The organism is Paludibacter jiangxiensis (assembly GCF_001618385.1).
Taxonomy (GTDB): domain Bacteria; phylum Bacteroidota; class Bacteroidia; order Bacteroidales; family Paludibacteraceae; genus Microbacter; species Microbacter jiangxiensis.
On the sequence record NZ_BDCR01000001.1, the window covers coordinates 429,521 to 446,710 of the forward strand.

A 17,190-nucleotide genomic window follows, 5' to 3' on the forward strand; every position below is an offset into this window, starting at 1 on the left:
CACCAACTAAAATCATGCGTAAATACCTATTGTTTATATTAACATTAATAGTATTTGCCAGCTGCAAGCAAACACCCACATACGACAAAAAATTGCTTGCTGCAGCTGGCAGCCTGGTAGAAATCTACCCGGGAAGCGCTCTCCAAAAGCTAAAACGGTTATCTCCCACACACTTATCTCCGTATGACAATGCATTATACGCCCTTTTAACGTGCAAAGCTCTTGATAAATGCGGACAATTGGGAGAATCTGATTCTCTTATCAAAATTGCCTCGTCGTACTTTCCTCATGTCAATGACTACGAAAAATCAGCATGCTCTTTTCTATATCAATCAAGGTGCGCCCGCAACAGGGAAGATATATCTGCCAGAGCAGAAAATCTCAATAAAGCCATTAAGTTTGGGTTGGCAAGCCAGAACAACAAGCTGACCGGCATCCTCTATTACGAAAAAGCGGCACTTTACAAAGATCAACAACTTCCTGACAGTGTCATTCACTATGGAATTTTAGCTTTCAGAACACTACAAAAAGGAGGCGACCCCCGCAGTATTTGCAATTCTCTTTTGGCAACAGGAGATGGTTTTTATAAAAAAAATAATTTCCAGGAGGCATTGCATTATTACAAGATGGCTGAACACGAATCATTAAAAACAAAAGGAGTCAATCTTCAAACGACAGCTTATCATCTTATTAGCCGCTCATATTATTGCTTACACCAATACGATTCTGCTCTTTTATATGGCAGACTATCTCTCAAAACCAAAGATACGTTTGAAGCGGAAAAACACCTGAACCTCGGAACTATTTTTGTAAAGAAAGGCGTGATAGATTCTGCCAAATATTATCTACGTCAATGTTTGCACGCAAAAAATCTTTTATCGGATTGCTACCTGCTATTACAAGAGGCTGAAGAAAAGCAAGGAAACATAAAAGCAGCTATCCAATATTCCTCATTTATCGAAGCTGCCAAAGATTCAGACTATCAAAGATCGTTGGTGTCCAGTTCTATTTTAATGAAAAAAAAATACAATTCAGAAAAAGCGCAGGTCGAAAACAAACGGCTTTTAATTCACAATCAGCAATTTACAATTCTATCAATTTTATCTATTCTCCTGTGCTTTGTGATTTCGACATTCGTTTTAATAGAAAAAAACCGAAAAAGGAAGTTAGAGTTGCAAAACGAAGCAGCTCAGAATGTCATTTACCAACAACAGCTTCAATTGCAATCGGAACAGATCAAAAAAATTGAGATACTGCAAAAAATGATTCAACTCAAACATATCCCGGAAAGTAATCTGACACAAATCGGGGCTCAGTATCTCAAGTTATTTGGCGAAGACAGCAATTTGATTCCTGCTGACATTGATGCCATGACCGAGGTAATTGACAATGCATTTAATGGGCTATCGAAACGAATCAAAGAACTGTATCCCCATTTCACCCCACGAGAAGTTCAGGTATGTTGTTGCCTTAGAGCCGGATTTGATCATGGCGCAATACTCACTATTTTTGACATAAAAAGTGAGACATACTATCGTTATCGTTCTAATATCAGAAAGAAGATGAATGCAGGTCAGGATGACAAAATTGAGCAGATTCTATCTGAGATATAACAACGGTCTAATTTTTTCGATGAAATGGGCACAAATTCCAATATTTCCTTCCGGCAGATTCTTCAAATATCCGCTCTCTGTTGCTACTGTTGCATACTATCAGGATGCAGGCACACATCATCGAAAGACCTCACAATATTAACGCGTGCAGATAGCTTAATGGCAAACCAGCCGGATAGCTCTATAGCATTATTGAAAAAGATTCCTCATCCAAAGCAACTAAAGCAAAAAGATTATGCACTATATGCTCTATTAATGTGTCAGGGCATGGATAAATGCGGAATAGACATTAAATCTGACAGTTTAATAAAAGAAGCATTGAACTATTACGATAGAAATCAAGATTCATTCAGAACTGGGTATGTCTATTTATATTTATCCCGTATTTACAGAAATCAAGAAAATGATCAAAAACGCTCCGAAGCTTTGATCAAAGCAATCCCTTACGCCGTTAATTCTAAAGACAATAACTTATTAGGGTTTATATATGCCGACAAAGCCGCAATTTATCAAAACCAGGGTCTGATTGACAGCATGATGTTCTATTACAAAAAGTCTTTAAGATCATTAACTATCGCCAATGACAAAAGAAATCGAAATATTGCTTTATTAGAAATTGGATATGGATATTTTCAAAAAGGCGATCTTGATAGTGCTCTTTATTACTACAAGAAGGCTGAACAAGAATTGGTCAGATTCGAAGACAAGATAATAAAGACCTCATTGGATCGGCTAATTGGGGTAGCATATCTGAAATTTCAAAATTATCCGTCTGCTCTCCAATACCTAAGATCATCAATAAAAACATCAGATTCATACGATTACCATAAATACATTCTACTTTCACAAGTATTTCTAAAAACAGGAGAGATTGATTCAACTCATTTTTATCTCAAAAAATATTTACAAACGAAGCAAGATATTCCGGAATATTATGACATCTGTAGTGAATTGACTTTGAAAAAAGGTAATTTATCGGATGCATTAAAATATTCCCGAATGTATCTAAATGCAAAAAACGCAGAATATAAGCACTATTTAAACACCAGTCTCAACGGGCTGGAAAAAAAGCTGAACTTTGAAAAAGTTGAAGCTGAAAACCAAAAATTAACAATCAAAAACCAACGCTTTACAATTATCATTGCTCTGGTTACAATCCTCTGTTTTATTATTGCAGTTATAATCCTGATAGAACAAATCAAAAAAAATAAATTGGCCTTAAAGAATGAAGCTGACATCAAACTTATTAACCAGCAAAAAATCAAACTACAAACTGAACGGATATCAAAGATTACTATTCTACAAAACCTGATCCAGCTTAAACTTATTCCTGAACGTAATTTATCCCAAATAGGAGCTCAATATCTTAAACTATTTGGAGAGACAAATTACTCACTAACACAACACACCGAAGATATAATTAAGAATATTGACGTTGTTTTTGATGGTTTTTCCCAGAAGCTATTAGACCGATTTCCGTCTCTAACCCAAAGAGAAATATTGGTGTGCTGTTGTTTAAGAGCCGGAATCAATCAAGAATCAATACTATCAATGCTTAGTGTAAAAAGCGAAACATACTATCATTATCGTTCAAACATCAGAAAGAAGATGAACGCCGGACAAGATGATAAAGTCGAACAAATATTATCTGCAATATAAGCTGTAGAAACTAGAAATTCATCGTTGAAATGGATCAATTTTCATTCATAAAGCACAAAATAATACAGCTATCTATACTATTATGTAGCTGTAGCTTTCTGTTTTTTGCTTGCAAACGGACATCCTCTCACGATCGCAGACTCTTAACCAGAGCAGACTCCTTAATGAAAACACGCCCTGACAGCGCAATCAAGCTTTTAAAATCCATTCGGCTTCCGAACAAACTAAACGAAGAAGACCATGCTGCTTATTCCTTATTATTAAGTCAGGCTTTTGACAAATGTGACATTTATATTGAATCAGATTCTATAATAAATACCGCCGTATCGTTTTATTCAAAAACTAACAATGCTCCTAAAGCTGCTTATGCATACTTTTACTTTTCAAGATGTGCAAAAAACAGACATGACCAACAATTGAGAGCTAATAGATTAATCCAGGCATTCCCCTACGCCGTCCAAAGCAAAGATTACCAATTAATAGGCTTTTTAAATGCCGAAAAAGCAGACATTTTCAGAGAACAACGAATGCTTGACAGTGTAATAAAATACGACAAAAAGTCTCTACAATACTTATCAATGGCCAAGGATCGAAGGAATATTGCTCTTTCGTATTTAGGATTAGGTTCTGATTATTACCAGAAAGAACAGTATTCATTAGCATTATCATACATGCATAAGGCATTACAGGATTCTTACAAGGTAAAGGATTCTCTATTAATATCATCCTGCTACGGGAACAGCTCTCTCATTTACTATTATCTAAAGCAATATAACCGGGCATTAAATGCAATAAGATTAGCTTTAGCATATAACACCCAATATGATTATGCGCAATGGATGAATTTGGGAGCCATTCTAATAAAGACCGGCAAATTAGACTCTGCGGAATTTTATCTCAAGAAAGCGATTCAAACAAAGATGGCACTTCCAGACTGTTATATGTTACTGCAAGAAATATATATGAACAAGCATATGTACAAAGATGCCTTGCTATATTCAAAACAATATCTTGCAGCTAAAGACTCAAGTTACAGACAAACTCTCACATCAAGCTTTTCCGGATTAGAGAGAAAGATTAATTACGAAGAAGTATCTAAACAAAATCAGAAATTAATAATAAGGAATCAACAATACATTATGCTGATTGCAATAAGTTCTCTTTTAATCTTCATAATTACCACAATTGTACTTATTGAAAGAAACAAGAAAAAGAAACAAAAAATAAAGATTGTATCCGCAAGAAACATCATTAACCTCCAGAAAATCCAGTTACAATCAGAACAGATTTCCAAAATTGCAATCATCCAAAAATTAATTCAACTTCAACTAATTCCCAAAACCAACTTATCACAAATCGGAGCTCAATACCTTAAAATATTCAACGAAGAACATAACAAGTTAATCTCCGAACAGGAAGTAATAAGCCCGAATACAGGTCCATCTTTTGAATCTTTCTCGCTTGAACTTAAACGCAGATTCCCTTCTCTTACGGAAAAAGAACTACAGATCTGTTATTATATTAGAGTCGGGTTCAATCTTGAATTAATTCTCGCTTCTCTCAATATCAAAAACGACACCTATTATAAATACAGATCAAATATTAGAAAAAAGATCTGTCCACACGAAAATACCAAGATCGAACAAATTCTTTCCGCAATACCTTAAAGAAAAACCAACATTTTCGGATCAATATCTCCTTATACATACTAACCACCTTCCAATAGAATAATATATCACTGACCATAAGTATGTTACAAACACCTCAAATACACACTATACATATAATTTTTCTTCCCAAAATCAGAATCCATATTTCTGTTTTCCGTAATTTTACAGAATTGAACAGCTTTCTGATCTTGTCTTAAGATTTTGAAGGTTTTTAGTGGAAAATAGAGTGGAATTGTACGAATAATTACCAATCCATTTATTCCCTATTAGATTTTGGTTAGTTAGAAAGGGAACGACGCGAAGTCGTTCCCTTTTTCATTTCGCCAATATGTCCGGGAGCCTATCTTGAGATTTATTTTATTGCGTATCTTTGCTATCAAATTTTACATTCATGGGCCGGATCATCTTCATATTTTCCTTCATTCTGCTAATAACAGCGTGTCATCATTCTTCTCCAAAGGATCAAGCCTTATTATATAATGCCGACCGAATAATGGAAATCTATCCAGACAGCGCATTAAAACTTCTGAATGGTATCAAGACCCCCCGCCAACTTTCATCTAAGGATTATGCCTTATACTCTTTTGCAATGACTCAAGCTTTAGATAAAGCATTGATTATTGTCCAATCTGACTCTCTTATAAAAAATGCTGTTACATATTATGCTGATGGAAAGGATCCAATGCGCGCTGGATATTCATATTTTTATCTCTCAAGATGTGAACGTAACCAAGGGAATCCGAAAGGTCAAGCTGAATCTCTTCTAAAGGCGATCCCATACGCAATAAAAAGCAACAATTACAAATTACTTGGTTTTATATACAGCGAAAAAGCTTCGATTTATAGAGAGCAAAACCAAATTGACAGCATGATTCACTATAACAAACTATCATACAACTCCCTAAAGAGAGCAAAAGATCAAAGAAACTGCATTGTCTCTCTTATCGGCATTGGCTACGGATATTACCAACTACAACAATTTTCTACTGCCCTGAAATACTATTACCAAGCTGAACATGAAGCGCAAGACAGTAAAGACAGCACGTTACTCGCTCCAATTTACAAATTTTCCAGCTTAGCTTTATTCTACCTCAAAGACTACACAAAATCATCGCTTTACGCAAAACAAGGTATCGCAATAGAAAAACAAAAAGATCCCTCAAACTGGTTTAATTTAGCTGCTATTTTTGCAAAGCAGAACAAATTGGATTCTGCAAAAATCTATCTTTCAAAGTGCATTAGCCATGGATATAAAGCCCCTGACTGCTATGAATTGTTCGAAGACATTTTTGAACAAGAACGAAACTTCCAAGAAGCAATTAAATATGCCAAACTCACGATCAATGCTAAAGATTCAACAAATAAGGCAGCTTTGCTCACCAGCTTTGCGGGTATGGAAAAAAAATACAACTATGAACGCATTGCCACTGAAAACAAAACACTTATTATAGCAAACCAGCGAAATAAAATTGCCGTACTGTTCCTTTTGCTTGGCTTAAGTGGAATCATAGTAATTGTTTTGTTATGGAGATACAGGCACAAACAAGTACAATTGAAGCAGCATCAACTACTGGTTGAGAAAGAAAAAGAGAATAACCAGCTATTGCAGCAACAGATTAATATGCAAAATGCATTGATTAAAAATGTAGAACATCATAAAAAAACAGCTATTAAAAGATTAGTTCCGAACACCAGCTCCTATTCTACGTCAGAAGAAGGATCTGTTGACTCCATGGCGCTTTATGATGAATTAATTTCGAGCATCGATGGCTTGTATAATGGCTTTTCGAAACGACTGAAGAATAAATATCCCCTACTAACCACCACTGACATTCTAATCTGTTGTCTCCTGCGGGCTGGGTTTGAATCCGGGATGATTGCCTCCGTATTGGACACACAGACCGATTCATTCAATGTTCGCAGAGCCAGATTACGCAAGAAACTGGAAATTGAACACGGTATGAATTTTTCGGATTTTCTTGCTGATTTTTGACTCCATTTTCACCTCATTTACTCCATCAGATTGTCTTGTTAATATGCATCCAAATTATAATTAACTCACAAATCTGATTATCTAATCATTACACCAGAGGTATCTCTCCTATGTTAATATAATTTTTTGAGCAAAAAGTGTACAATAGAATGATTTTGTTTGTTTCTTTGTAATGTTAACCAACACAAAACAGCAAACTATTCAGGATACGTTTGAAAGAGATAATCCAGCAACTATTACTAAAATGGAAATCTATCTCATTCGGTTGACAAACAAACGACATGAATACATCAAAAATATTTGATTATTTTTCTCTTTAGATTTTGGTTTAGAAACAGGGCGACGAGATGTCGCTCTGCTTCTGGTTTTCAAAGTCAATATATGACAAATCATCTGGCCCTTAATATTCAATTCTGATCAATAAAGAAACAAAGAAGTTTTTTCCTCGAATAAATAAATTTGACAAGATTACTTGATTTTAGCTCCAAATTTTAGCTGCTTATTTATTCGTTTTTTTGCATTTTCCAGTATTGTTAATATTCCCCAGATTTAAACCATCTGTAAACAATAGATTTTCAAATTTTTATTATATATAGTCACCAGTGATGTTAATATAATTTTTTGAACAAAAATGACACAAATGGAGATTTTTGTATGTTTCTTTGTAATGCTAACCAACACAAAAATTCTCAAAGATGAAAAATTTGAAATCAAATCCGTTTAATGCTTTAAGCATAAGTTTAGTTTTAGTATTTGTAGGACTTTCTTCTACTAGTGTAAAGGCAGTTTATAGTGGAGGAACCTTACCACCAGTTCATATTGAATCGATGTCTGTTGCAGAATCAAGTACAACACTAAGCACATCAATGAATGAATATTCGATTTATGTACCGGCATCAAAATCGACAGTATATATAACAGTTGAAGATCAATCCGGAAATGAAGTATATACAACAAATGTAACATCAAGCACCGGTACAAATCTGTTTATTGACACAACAGGATGGGAAAGCGGAACATATATTGTAACTGAAACAAACAGCAAAGGTTCTGTTTTATACGATACAATAATCATGATACCCTAGGTAAACAACAGCATAAAGCCCATAAGGCTTAAAATATTTGATTATTTTTCTCTTTAGATTTTGGTTTAGAAACAGAGCGACGTGATGTCGCTCTGCTTCTGGTTTCAAAATCTAAATCTACGAATAAAGTTTATGAGATAATCAAACATTTGAATGCTTCAAAATATATTTGTATTTATAATACAAAAATAAGCCCCGGAAAGAATGCTCTTTCTCGGGGCTTATTTTGTATAGGGTGTTTATTTAGTTTATCTTACACCGAGTTTATATACGCAAATCTCATCGTAATTTTCTCCCGGACGAAGAACCGGAGATGGAAATTGCGGATAATTTGGAGAACAGGGAAATCCCTGTGCCTCGAGGCAGATAGCATATCTCACATCATATTTTTTCCCATATTTACCGGTAAAATTTTCAACCCAATTGCCTGAATAAACCTGTATACCTGGTTGGGTTGTAAAGACCTCCAGAGTACGGCCGCTAACTGGCTCATAAAGTTCTGCTGCATAAGCCATGTCATGTGCCTGTCCTTTTTTCACGACCCAGTTATTATCAATCCCTCTACCAAAAGTAAATTGATTGAATTCTGCATTGATACGATCTGATATAAGCACCGGGCTTCTGAAATCCATTAATGTGCCATCAACAAATCGTACTTCTCCTACAGGAGCCTGAGTTTCGTCAAGTGGTGTATAAAAATCGGCATTAATCGTAAGATAATGATCTTCAATACTACCATTTCCAGCGCCTTTCAAGTTAAAGAACGAATGCTGGCAAAAATTAAGGATGGTAGTTTTATCCGTAATAGCCTGATAATGAACTTTCAATTCATTATCATCCGTCACCTGATAAGTGACTGTAGTTTTAAGATTGCCAGGATAACCTTCTTCATCATCTTTGGCAAGATAGAACAACACCAGTTTATTGTCAGAGAATGATTCCACATCCCAAACGACTGCATTAAATCCTTTTATTCCGCCGTGAAGATGATTAGCGCCGTTATTAACCACCAAATCGTATGCTTTTCCTTCAAGTTCAAAATGACCTTTTTTAATACGGTTAGCAAAACGACCACAAACCGCGCCGAAAAATGGTTCTTTCGTCAAATAATCATCCAGATTATCAAAGCCAAGCACTACGTCGTCAATTTTTCCATTTTTATCAGGCGCTTTTAGTGTGACAATTTTAGCACCGTAGTTGGTGATTGCCACTTCCAGTTTACCGCCTTTTAAGACAAACAAGCCAACCTGTTTGCCATCAACTATTTTATTGAATTTTTCCTGCATAGTTCTACGTTTTATCCTATCTTACAAGCTCCATCACCAATTTCGGCGACATAAAAGTCCGGTGTGATGCCTGTTTTTGCCTTATAAGCCGCACCCACTTTTTCAATAAAGATATCAATAGCTTCTTCTTTCACCAAACTTACGGTGCAGCCACCAAAACCACCTCCAGTCATACGAGAACCAATCACGCCGGGAATTTTCCAGGCTTCTTCTGCCATTGTATCAAGCTCAAGTCCGGTAACTTCATAATCATCACGCAACGAAACGTGAGAAGCATTCATCATCTGACCAAATTTATCGATTTCACCGGCCTTTAGAGCCTTTACAGCATCGGATGTGCGCTGAACTTCAGTAACTACGTGACGAGCGCGTTTGTGAGCCACAGGATCGCTTTCAAGAGCAGATTCTACCTTTTTGAATTCGTCTTCCGTCAATTCCGCCAAATTTTTAATCGGACGCACTTTTGAAATCAACTCTACCGCTTTTTTACATTCTGCAACGCGTTGATTGTATGCGCCTGAATCAAGCTTGTGAGGACTGTGAGTGTTCGAAATCAATATTTTTACTCCTTCCAGTTTTACCGGCACAAGTTCAAACTCAAGTGTATCGCAATTTAAGTGAATAGCATGGTCTTTAGCTCCATTTGCCGAAGCAAACTGATCCATAATGCCACAATTCACAAATGCAAATTCATGTTCTGCTTTTTGACCAATCTGAGCGAGTACGGTACGATTAAATCCAGTTCCCAACTGATCGTTCAGGGCGTAAGCAGTAACAACTTCCAGTGCTGCCGACGATGACAAACCCGCACCATTTGGAACATTACCCCAGATAAGGATATCAAACCCCTCGGATATTTCAACACCGCGTTTAATAAACTGAGCAAAAACTCCAAGAGGATAATTCACCCAAACTTTATCAAGAGGAGTGGTTAACTGATCAATGGATAATTCGGTAATCTCCGGCTGATTCAGAGATTTGAATTTAACCGTTTTTCCACCATTTTTCCGCAGCAACAAATAAGTTCCGAAACTTAATGCACATGGGAATACAGAACCACCGTTATAATCTGTATGTTCGCCAATTAAATTAACCCGACCCGGCGAAAAGTAGACAGCATCCGGAGCTACACCATAAGCTTCCACAAATGCCTGCTTTAATTCTTCTATTTTCATAATCAATAGTTTATTGGTATAAATGTGTTGTGAATGAAGTGGTACAAATTTACGGATTTATTTTCGCCTGTCAGGAGACAAAACATGTTATACAGCAGGTTTCGTCTTTTCAAAAAAGAGATTATGCTATGAGATTCGGAGAGTAACAAATTGGTTTAATTTTATTATTTTTGTAAAATCATTACCCTTACTACTATCTTTTTATGAGAGTCCTGATTGTTTGCAGCGCCACAAATCAACAAATTGCACCTTTCGTTCTGGAGCAGGCCGACAGTCTGAAAAAAATCGGTGAAATGGTCGATTTTTTTCTTATCAGGCAAAAAGGAATAATGGGTTATTTAAAAGCTTTGCCCAGACTAAAAGCAAAAATAAGCGATTTCAAACCTGACATAATACATGCTCATTATGGTCTTTCAGGCCTTTTAGCAAATCTTCAACAGAAGATTCCCGTAGTAACAACATTTCATGGCAGCGATATTAATGACCCCAAAGTACTCAGATGGTCTAAATGGGCAATCAGATTATCTGCTCATTCCATTTTTGTATCTCAGAAGATAATTGATATAGCTAACGTTCAAAAGCAATATTCTCTTTTGCCCTGCGGAATTGATACAGATTCTTTCTGCCCAAAGGGAAAAAGGGAAGCACGCCAGAAATTAGGATGGGATGCCATGGCCACCTACATACTTTTCGCCGGAGCTCAAGATAATGTTGTCAAGAATTACCCTTTGGCTAAAAAAGCGGTTGATTTAAGTCCAAAAGCTAAACTCGTTGAACTAAAAGGCTACAACCGAGACGAAGTAAATCTGGCGCTAAACGCGGCAGACGTAGCACTTATGACTTCGTTTTCCGAAGGATCTCCGCAATTTATCAAAGAAGCAATGGCTTGTAATTGTCCGATTGTTTCAACCGATGTAGGTGACGTGAAAGAGCTAATAGAAGACACAAATGGCTGCTATATAACAACTTTCGAAAGCGATTCAGTTATTGAGAATCTGCAAAAAGCGCTCAATTTTGCAGCAAAAGAAGGCAGAACAAACGGTAGATCAAGATTAGAAGCGGCAGGACTGACTGACAAGCAAATCGCAACCAAATTGATTGAAATATATAAACATTGCGTTCGGAATGAATCCAGAAATCGACAATAAACAGCACACAATCAGGGGATATGAAAACATAGACCGAAAGCAATGGGCCTCTTTTGTTGAAGGACATCCCAATGGCACAATCTTTCAAACACCTGAATATTATGAAATTCACAACAATGTACCTGGATTTCAACCATATGCATTAGCTATCTGCGACAATTCAAAGCAGATAACAGGTGTAATGGTTATTATTATCCATCAGGTTTACAGCGGTTTGATAGGTCGTTTTACTGCTCGGGCTATAATTGCAGGTGGCCCATTAGTCAAAGATAATGATGCTGAGCTTGTTCGTTTCATTCTAAAGGAATATCTCACGGACAAAAAGGTCAGAGTAATATATTCTCAATTCCGCAACCTTTTTGAGTTGGGCGGGATAAAAAAAGCGTTTGAAGCAATTGGAGCAAAGTATGAAGACCATTTGAATATTTTGATTGACCTGAGAAAAAGCGAAGATGACTTATGGAAAGGAGTAAAAAGCCGTAAACGCAATAATATCCGACAAGCACAGCGCAAGGGACTTTTAGTCAGAAGATTGACAACAGATAAGGAAGCAGAAGCAGCATATCCGATTCTGCAAGAAGTCTACAAAAGAGCGAAGCTGCCATTAGCGGACAAATCGTTATTTATGAATGCATTTAATCAAATGTATTCCAACGGAATGTTAAGAATATACGGAACCTTTTTTCAGGATGAACTTGCAGGCATAATGTATATTTTCTCATACAACGGACGCTTCTACGACTGGTATGCGGGCAGTTTGAAGCAATATTACCAGTTTAACCCGAACGACATTCTTCCCTGGGAAATATTCAAAATAGCACAGACAGAAAAGATTCAGTTATTTGATTTCGGCGGAGCTGGAAAACCTGATGTGCCTTATGGTGTTAGAAATTATAAGATTCAGTTCGGAGGAGAACTTGTCAATTACGGTCGGTACGAACTACCGGACAACCGGGTTACGTTCTTTATTATGCGCATAGCCTTCAAAGCATGGCAATTTATTCACTAAACGACAACACAAATGAATATACTTTTCGACATAAATCATCCGGCTCACGTTCATCTATTCAAGCACACCATCCGAACGCTGAAGCAACATGGACACCTGGTAATTGTTACAGTCAAAGATATTCCCGCGGCAAAACAGCTGTTAAAGTCCGAAAGCATCGAATATATTTCCCTTACCGGCAAAAAGCGTGATTCTTTGCTTGGGAAAGCGTTAATGCAATTACACTACAATTTTTTCATATGGAAATTAGCTGTAAACAAGCACATTGACCTTGGCGCAGGATCTTCGGTTACTATTGCACAGGTATCCCGGTTCTGTAAAATGAAGTCTATCTTTCTGGATGATGATGACGACAACGTGGAACCTTTAGTCGTTAAACATGTTCACCCGTTTTGCAATACAATATTATCTCCGGCAGCTTTAACAGGAAAACGCAAAGCCAAAAATGTCATATACTATAACGGCACTCACGAACTTGCATACCTGCACCCAACACGCTTTGTTCCAAACATCAAAACATTGGAATCGATAGGAGTCAATCCCTCTGACAGTTATTTTATTCTTCGTTTTAATGCCTTTAAAGCGCACCACGACGGCAATGTTTATGGGCTTACTCTTGAACAGAAACTTAAGTTAGTGCAACTACTCGCCGGGTATGGCAAAGTGTTGATCACTGCTGAAAGAGAAATTGAACCGGCACTGGAGCCATACCGGCTTTCAGTTTCACCCGAGAAAATCCATGATCTATTGGCATTCGCCACACTATTTGCAGGTGACAGCCAAACCATGACTTCCGAGGCAGCAATATTAGGAACTCCTGCTTTTCGTTGTAATTCGTTAGTTGGCGAATTGAGTTGTATTGAAGACCTAGAACATAATTTCGGGCTGGCATTCGGATATAAGCCGGAAGAATTCGAAAACATGCTTGACGACATCAAGAAAATATTAAACAACCCAAATAGCAAGGCGGAATGGCAAGCCAAAAGAGCAGAATTTCTAAAAAACAGAATAGACACGACCATTTTTTTGGTCAATTTCATCGAAAATTATCCACACTCTACAAAAAGCATTCAGTAAAGTGAGAATTGCATTATACATATCGCATCCTGCTCAATATCTCTTTTTCAGGAATCCTATCCGGTTATGGAAAGAGCACGGACATGAAATCAAAATATTCATCCGCACTAAAGACGTATTGGCTCAATTGATGCAATATGACAATGTAACATTTGAAAATGTGATGCCTCATGGACGTAAGCCCAATGTATTTGACATCACCAAAGCCTTCATTTACAGAACATCCAAGCTGTTTTTGAAAATTCTCATATTCAAACCTGACATTCTACTGGGAACCGACGCCTCGGTTGCTCATATCGCGTTCGTTCTCCGAAAGCCTTGCATCACCACGCTTGAAGATGATTACAATGTGATAAAACGACTTGCTTTACTTACCTACCCCTTCACAAACACGATATTGACTCCCGAATGTTGTAATGTAGGAAGATGGAAACATAAAAAAATCGGATATAATGGGCTCATGAAGCTATCGTATCTTCACCCCAAACGTTTCACGCCGGACAACAACATTGCCACAAAATACACAGGAGAACAACCGTATTGCCTCATTCGCTTATCACGCCTTACAGCCTACCACGACATGGGAATTGCAGGCTTACCTCAGCCTCTCATCAAAAAAGAGATTGAAATCTGCCAAAAGCAAGGCAGAAAGGTATTTATTAGTGCGGAAGGTGAATTAAATCCGGACTTTGAACCATACAGACTTATAATCAATCCTTCAGACATGCATCATGTATTAGCAGGAGCTGACCTGTTAGTATCTGATAGTCAAAGCATGTCTGTTGAAGCCTCCATTCTGGGAGTTCCAAGTATCCGGTTTAGCGATTTTTCGGGTCGCATCAGTGTGTTAGAAGAACTGGAGCATAATTACCACTTAACTTATGGTATCTCCACATCTGATCCTGAAAGATTATTGACCCTGACAGGGAAAATATTATCGGTTAACAACAGGAAAGAGCTTTATCAGGAACGGAGAAATTTATTGCTAGCTAACAAAATAGATGTAGCTCCATTTATTACATGGTTTGTTGAGAACTATCCCAAAAGCAAGAATCTGATGAGGTCAAATCCAGACATTCAGTATTCAGTTGGAAAAGAACCGGAGCATCTCGCCTATCAGACAAAAAAGACCAAAGACGACTTCCTCTCCAAGTCATCGGATTTTACCTTTCACAAATATATCGACCTGCTACATATTCTCAAACATCAGGGATACACATTTAGAACATTTGAAGAGTTTTGCAAGGGACAAAACCAGGGAAGGTTCGTCATCCTGCGACATGACATTGATGCAAGACCCTACCACGCCTTGCAATGTGCCGAAATTGAACACAATGAAGGCATCCGTTCCTCTTACTATTTCCGCATAGTGCGAAACAGCAATCGCCCTGAAATAATACAAAAAATAGCAGCTTTAGGTCACGAAATCGGATATCATTATGAAGAGATGAGCATAACCAAAGGTGACATTAACAAATCAATCGGTTTATTTGAGAAGAATCTGGCGTATTTCCGTCAATTCTACCCGATCAAAACCATTTGTATGCATGGCAGTCCTACCTCATCTTTCAGCAATATTGACCTTTGGAAACATTACGATTATCGGCAATCGGACATTATTGGCGAGCCTTATTTCGACATAGACTTCAATAACTTCATGTATCTCACCGATACCGGCAGATGCTGGGACGGTCAGTCGGTCAGCGTTCGTGATAGAGTAAAAGGAAAAATATATGACAGGTTTCATTCTACCAACGACATGATTGAAGCAGCTCTAAGCGGGCAATTACACGACAAAATAATGATTACCACCCACCCTCAGCGTTGGACAGACAACCAGTGGAAGTGGGTATTCGAATTCGTCAGCCAAGGATTCAAAAATCAGATTAAACGTATTGTTATCAAATACAAGAAAACAAAATAATTTGTAAAGAATTCGGATTTTGATGCTGCAAACAACTCAAATAGTATTAGTTTTGTAATCAAGCGCCACCAAAGTCTGACACCCACATGCAGCTTTATCCCAATTTCAAGCTAATTTAATTCCACTCACATAAATACACACGACAATGAACTCATTAGCAACTATTTTTGAAAATGCACACTTGGCTAAAAAAGAATTAGCCACCATTACAGATGCTACGATCAATCGTGTTCTCAATGCCATTGCAGACGAAGCCGTCGCTCAAACGAGCATTATTCTGGCAGAAAACAGTAAAGATTTAAGCCGCATGGACCCGTTAGACCCGAAATACGACCGTCTGAAACTGACAGCCGAACGTATTGAAGGCATTGCAAAAGACCTGCGAAACGTTGCTCTTTTGCCTTCGCCGCTCGGACATGTATTGTCGGACATGATCCGTCCTAACGAATTAAATATTAAAAGAATCACCGTTCCGTTCGGCATCATTGGAGTTATTTACGAAGCGCGTCCGAATGTGAGCTTTGACGTATTTTCGCTCTGTCTGAAATCGGGTAATGTCTGCCTGCTTAAAGGAGGTAGCGACGCGCAGGATTCAAACGTTGCCATTGTTGACGTGATCAAAAAAGTACTGCTGAAATTTGAGATTAATCCTGATATTGTAACGCTATTGCCTCCCGATCGTGAAGCCACCACCGAGTTGCTAAATGCAGTTGGGAAGGTGGATTTGATTATTCCGCGCGGCAGCCAAAGCCTCATCGAATATGTGCGCGACAATGCCCGGGTACCCGTGATAGAAACCGGGGCAGGTATTTGCCACACCTATTTTGATGAATTTGCCGACTTAAAGAAAGGAGCAGACATTGTAAACAATGCCAAAACACGTCGTGTAAGTGTATGCAATGCTCTTGATTGCCTTATAATTCACGCAAGCCGCATTCATGACCTTTCAATGCTTTGCGCACCCTTGATCGACTCCAATGTGGTTATATACGCCGATGAACAGGCCTATAATTCGTTGAAAGGCTTCTACCCCGATCGACTGTTAAAGATGGCCACAGAGCAAGAATTCGGCACCGAATTCCTGGATTATAAAATGGCTATCAAGACCGTCGGCACATTTGCCGAAGCACTTGACCATATAGCAAAATACGGATCAAAGCATAGCGAAGCCATCGTAAGTGAAAACAAGCTGCGCATTGCGACCTTCCAACAGCAGGTGGACGCAGCCTGCGTTTACGCGAACGCATCAACTGCCTTTACGGATGGATCTCAGTTTGGACTTGGGGCCGAAATCGGTATCAGCACACAAAAACTTCATGCCCGTGGACCGATGGCGCTTCAGGAGATGACCACTTACAAATGGGTTATCACCGGAAATGGACAAATCAGGCAATAAAGATTCCCGTTCACAAACGATAAAAAACCTTCGGCTTTTGAATCAGTCGAAGGTTTTTGTGTTTTAGACCAAAGACACCACGAGCTCATATCTTGGACTGCTGATATCAAGGCTATAAACGCCCCCATAAAAAAGCAGCCATCTGTCAAATGACA

At 37.9% G+C, this 17,190-nt stretch carries 12 protein-coding genes; 10 read left to right on the top strand and 2 right to left on the bottom strand.

Features of this window, described 5'->3' with window-relative positions:
* Positions 1 to 14: 14 nt before the first annotated feature.
* From PJIAN_RS01655 to PJIAN_RS01675, 5 genes are all read left to right on the top strand, one after another.
* Positions 15 to 1,613, top strand: a complete 1,599-nt coding sequence (locus PJIAN_RS01655; RefSeq protein WP_068701399.1) for a helix-turn-helix domain-containing protein — start codon at positions 15 to 17, stop codon at positions 1,611 to 1,613.
* Positions 1,614 to 1,772: 159 nt separating this feature from the next.
* Positions 1,773 to 3,272, top strand: coding sequence for a tetratricopeptide repeat protein (locus PJIAN_RS01660; RefSeq protein WP_068701401.1), 1,500 nt, complete (start codon positions 1,773 to 1,775; stop codon positions 3,270 to 3,272).
* Positions 3,273 to 3,436: 164 nt separating this feature from the next.
* Positions 3,437 to 4,939: a tetratricopeptide repeat protein gene (locus PJIAN_RS01665; protein ID WP_068701403.1), complete on the top strand. Its 1,503-nt coding sequence runs from the start codon at positions 3,437 to 3,439 to the stop codon at positions 4,937 to 4,939.
* Positions 4,940 to 5,333: 394 nt separating this feature from the next.
* Entirely contained in the window at positions 5,334 to 6,935 is a 1,602-nt protein-coding gene (locus PJIAN_RS01670) for a tetratricopeptide repeat protein (protein ID WP_153802446.1), read from the top strand.
* Positions 6,936 to 7,630: 695 nt separating this feature from the next.
* Positions 7,631 to 8,020: a DUF3244 domain-containing protein gene (locus tag PJIAN_RS01675; RefSeq protein WP_068701406.1), complete on the top strand. Its 390-nt coding sequence runs from the start codon at positions 7,631 to 7,633 to the stop codon at positions 8,018 to 8,020.
* 248 nt (positions 8,021 to 8,268) lie between these two features.
* Here the strand turns inward: PJIAN_RS01675 and PJIAN_RS01680 are convergent, their stop codons facing one another.
* Complete coding sequence (locus tag PJIAN_RS01680) at positions 8,269 to 9,306, bottom strand: aldose epimerase family protein (protein ID WP_068701408.1); 1,038 nt, start codon at positions 9,304 to 9,306, stop codon at positions 8,269 to 8,271.
* 11 nt (positions 9,307 to 9,317) lie between these two features.
* Positions 9,318 to 10,481, bottom strand: coding sequence for a galactokinase (locus PJIAN_RS01685; protein ID WP_068701410.1), 1,164 nt, complete (start codon positions 10,479 to 10,481; stop codon positions 9,318 to 9,320).
* Between the two features lie 203 nt (positions 10,482 to 10,684).
* On the opposite strand from PJIAN_RS01685, the gene PJIAN_RS01690 reads away from it, so the two are divergent.
* From PJIAN_RS01690 to PJIAN_RS01710, 5 genes are all read left to right on the top strand, one after another.
* Complete coding sequence (locus PJIAN_RS01690) at positions 10,685 to 11,629, top strand: glycosyltransferase family 4 protein (protein WP_068701412.1); 945 nt, start codon at positions 10,685 to 10,687, stop codon at positions 11,627 to 11,629.
* Positions 11,607 to 12,638, top strand: coding sequence for a lipid II:glycine glycyltransferase FemX (locus PJIAN_RS01695; protein WP_068701414.1), 1,032 nt, complete (start codon positions 11,607 to 11,609; stop codon positions 12,636 to 12,638). Before PJIAN_RS01690 ends, PJIAN_RS01695 begins: the two co-directional genes overlap by 23 nt.
* Positions 12,639 to 12,650: 12 nt before the next feature.
* Positions 12,651 to 13,715, top strand: a complete 1,065-nt coding sequence (locus tag PJIAN_RS01700) for a DUF354 domain-containing protein (protein WP_068701416.1) — start codon at positions 12,651 to 12,653, stop codon at positions 13,713 to 13,715.
* A gap of 1 nt (position 13,716) precedes the next feature.
* Entirely contained in the window at positions 13,717 to 15,639 is a 1,923-nt protein-coding gene (locus PJIAN_RS14725; protein ID WP_084252211.1) for a DUF354 domain-containing protein, read from the top strand.
* Positions 15,640 to 15,784: 145 nt separating this feature from the next.
* Positions 15,785 to 17,035 carry a glutamate-5-semialdehyde dehydrogenase gene (locus PJIAN_RS01710; RefSeq protein ID WP_068701418.1) on the top strand — a complete coding sequence of 417 codons (1,251 nt, stop codon included), beginning with the start codon at positions 15,785 to 15,787 and terminating at the stop codon, positions 17,033 to 17,035.
* Positions 17,036 to 17,190 lie beyond the last annotated feature (155 nt).

What these genes read in the sequence shown, in the direction of transcription:
- PJIAN_RS01655 (WP_068701399.1), top strand. Translation starts at nt 15, where the DNA reads ATGCGTAAATACCTATTGTTTATATTAACATTAATAGTATTTGCCAGC.
- PJIAN_RS01660 (WP_068701401.1), top strand. Translation starts at nt 1,773, where the DNA reads ATGGCAAACCAGCCGGATAGCTCTATAGCATTATTGAAAAAGATTCCT.
- PJIAN_RS01665 (WP_068701403.1), top strand. Translation starts at nt 3,437, where the DNA reads ATGAAAACACGCCCTGACAGCGCAATCAAGCTTTTAAAATCCATTCGG.
- PJIAN_RS01670 (WP_153802446.1), top strand. Translation starts at nt 5,334, where the DNA reads ATGGGCCGGATCATCTTCATATTTTCCTTCATTCTGCTAATAACAGCG.
- PJIAN_RS01675 (WP_068701406.1), top strand. Translation starts at nt 7,631, where the DNA reads ATGAAAAATTTGAAATCAAATCCGTTTAATGCTTTAAGCATAAGTTTA.
- PJIAN_RS01680 (WP_068701408.1), bottom strand. Translation starts at nt 9,306, where the DNA reads ATGCAGGAAAAATTCAATAAAATAGTTGATGGCAAACAGGTTGGCTTG.
- PJIAN_RS01685 (WP_068701410.1), bottom strand. Translation starts at nt 10,481, where the DNA reads ATGAAAATAGAAGAATTAAAGCAGGCATTTGTGGAAGCTTATGGTGTA.
- PJIAN_RS01690 (WP_068701412.1), top strand. Translation starts at nt 10,685, where the DNA reads ATGAGAGTCCTGATTGTTTGCAGCGCCACAAATCAACAAATTGCACCT.
- PJIAN_RS01695 (WP_068701414.1), top strand. Translation starts at nt 11,607, where the DNA reads ATGAATCCAGAAATCGACAATAAACAGCACACAATCAGGGGATATGAA.
- PJIAN_RS01700 (WP_068701416.1), top strand. Translation starts at nt 12,651, where the DNA reads ATGAATATACTTTTCGACATAAATCATCCGGCTCACGTTCATCTATTC.
- PJIAN_RS01710 (WP_068701418.1), top strand. Translation starts at nt 15,785, where the DNA reads ATGAACTCATTAGCAACTATTTTTGAAAATGCACACTTGGCTAAAAAA.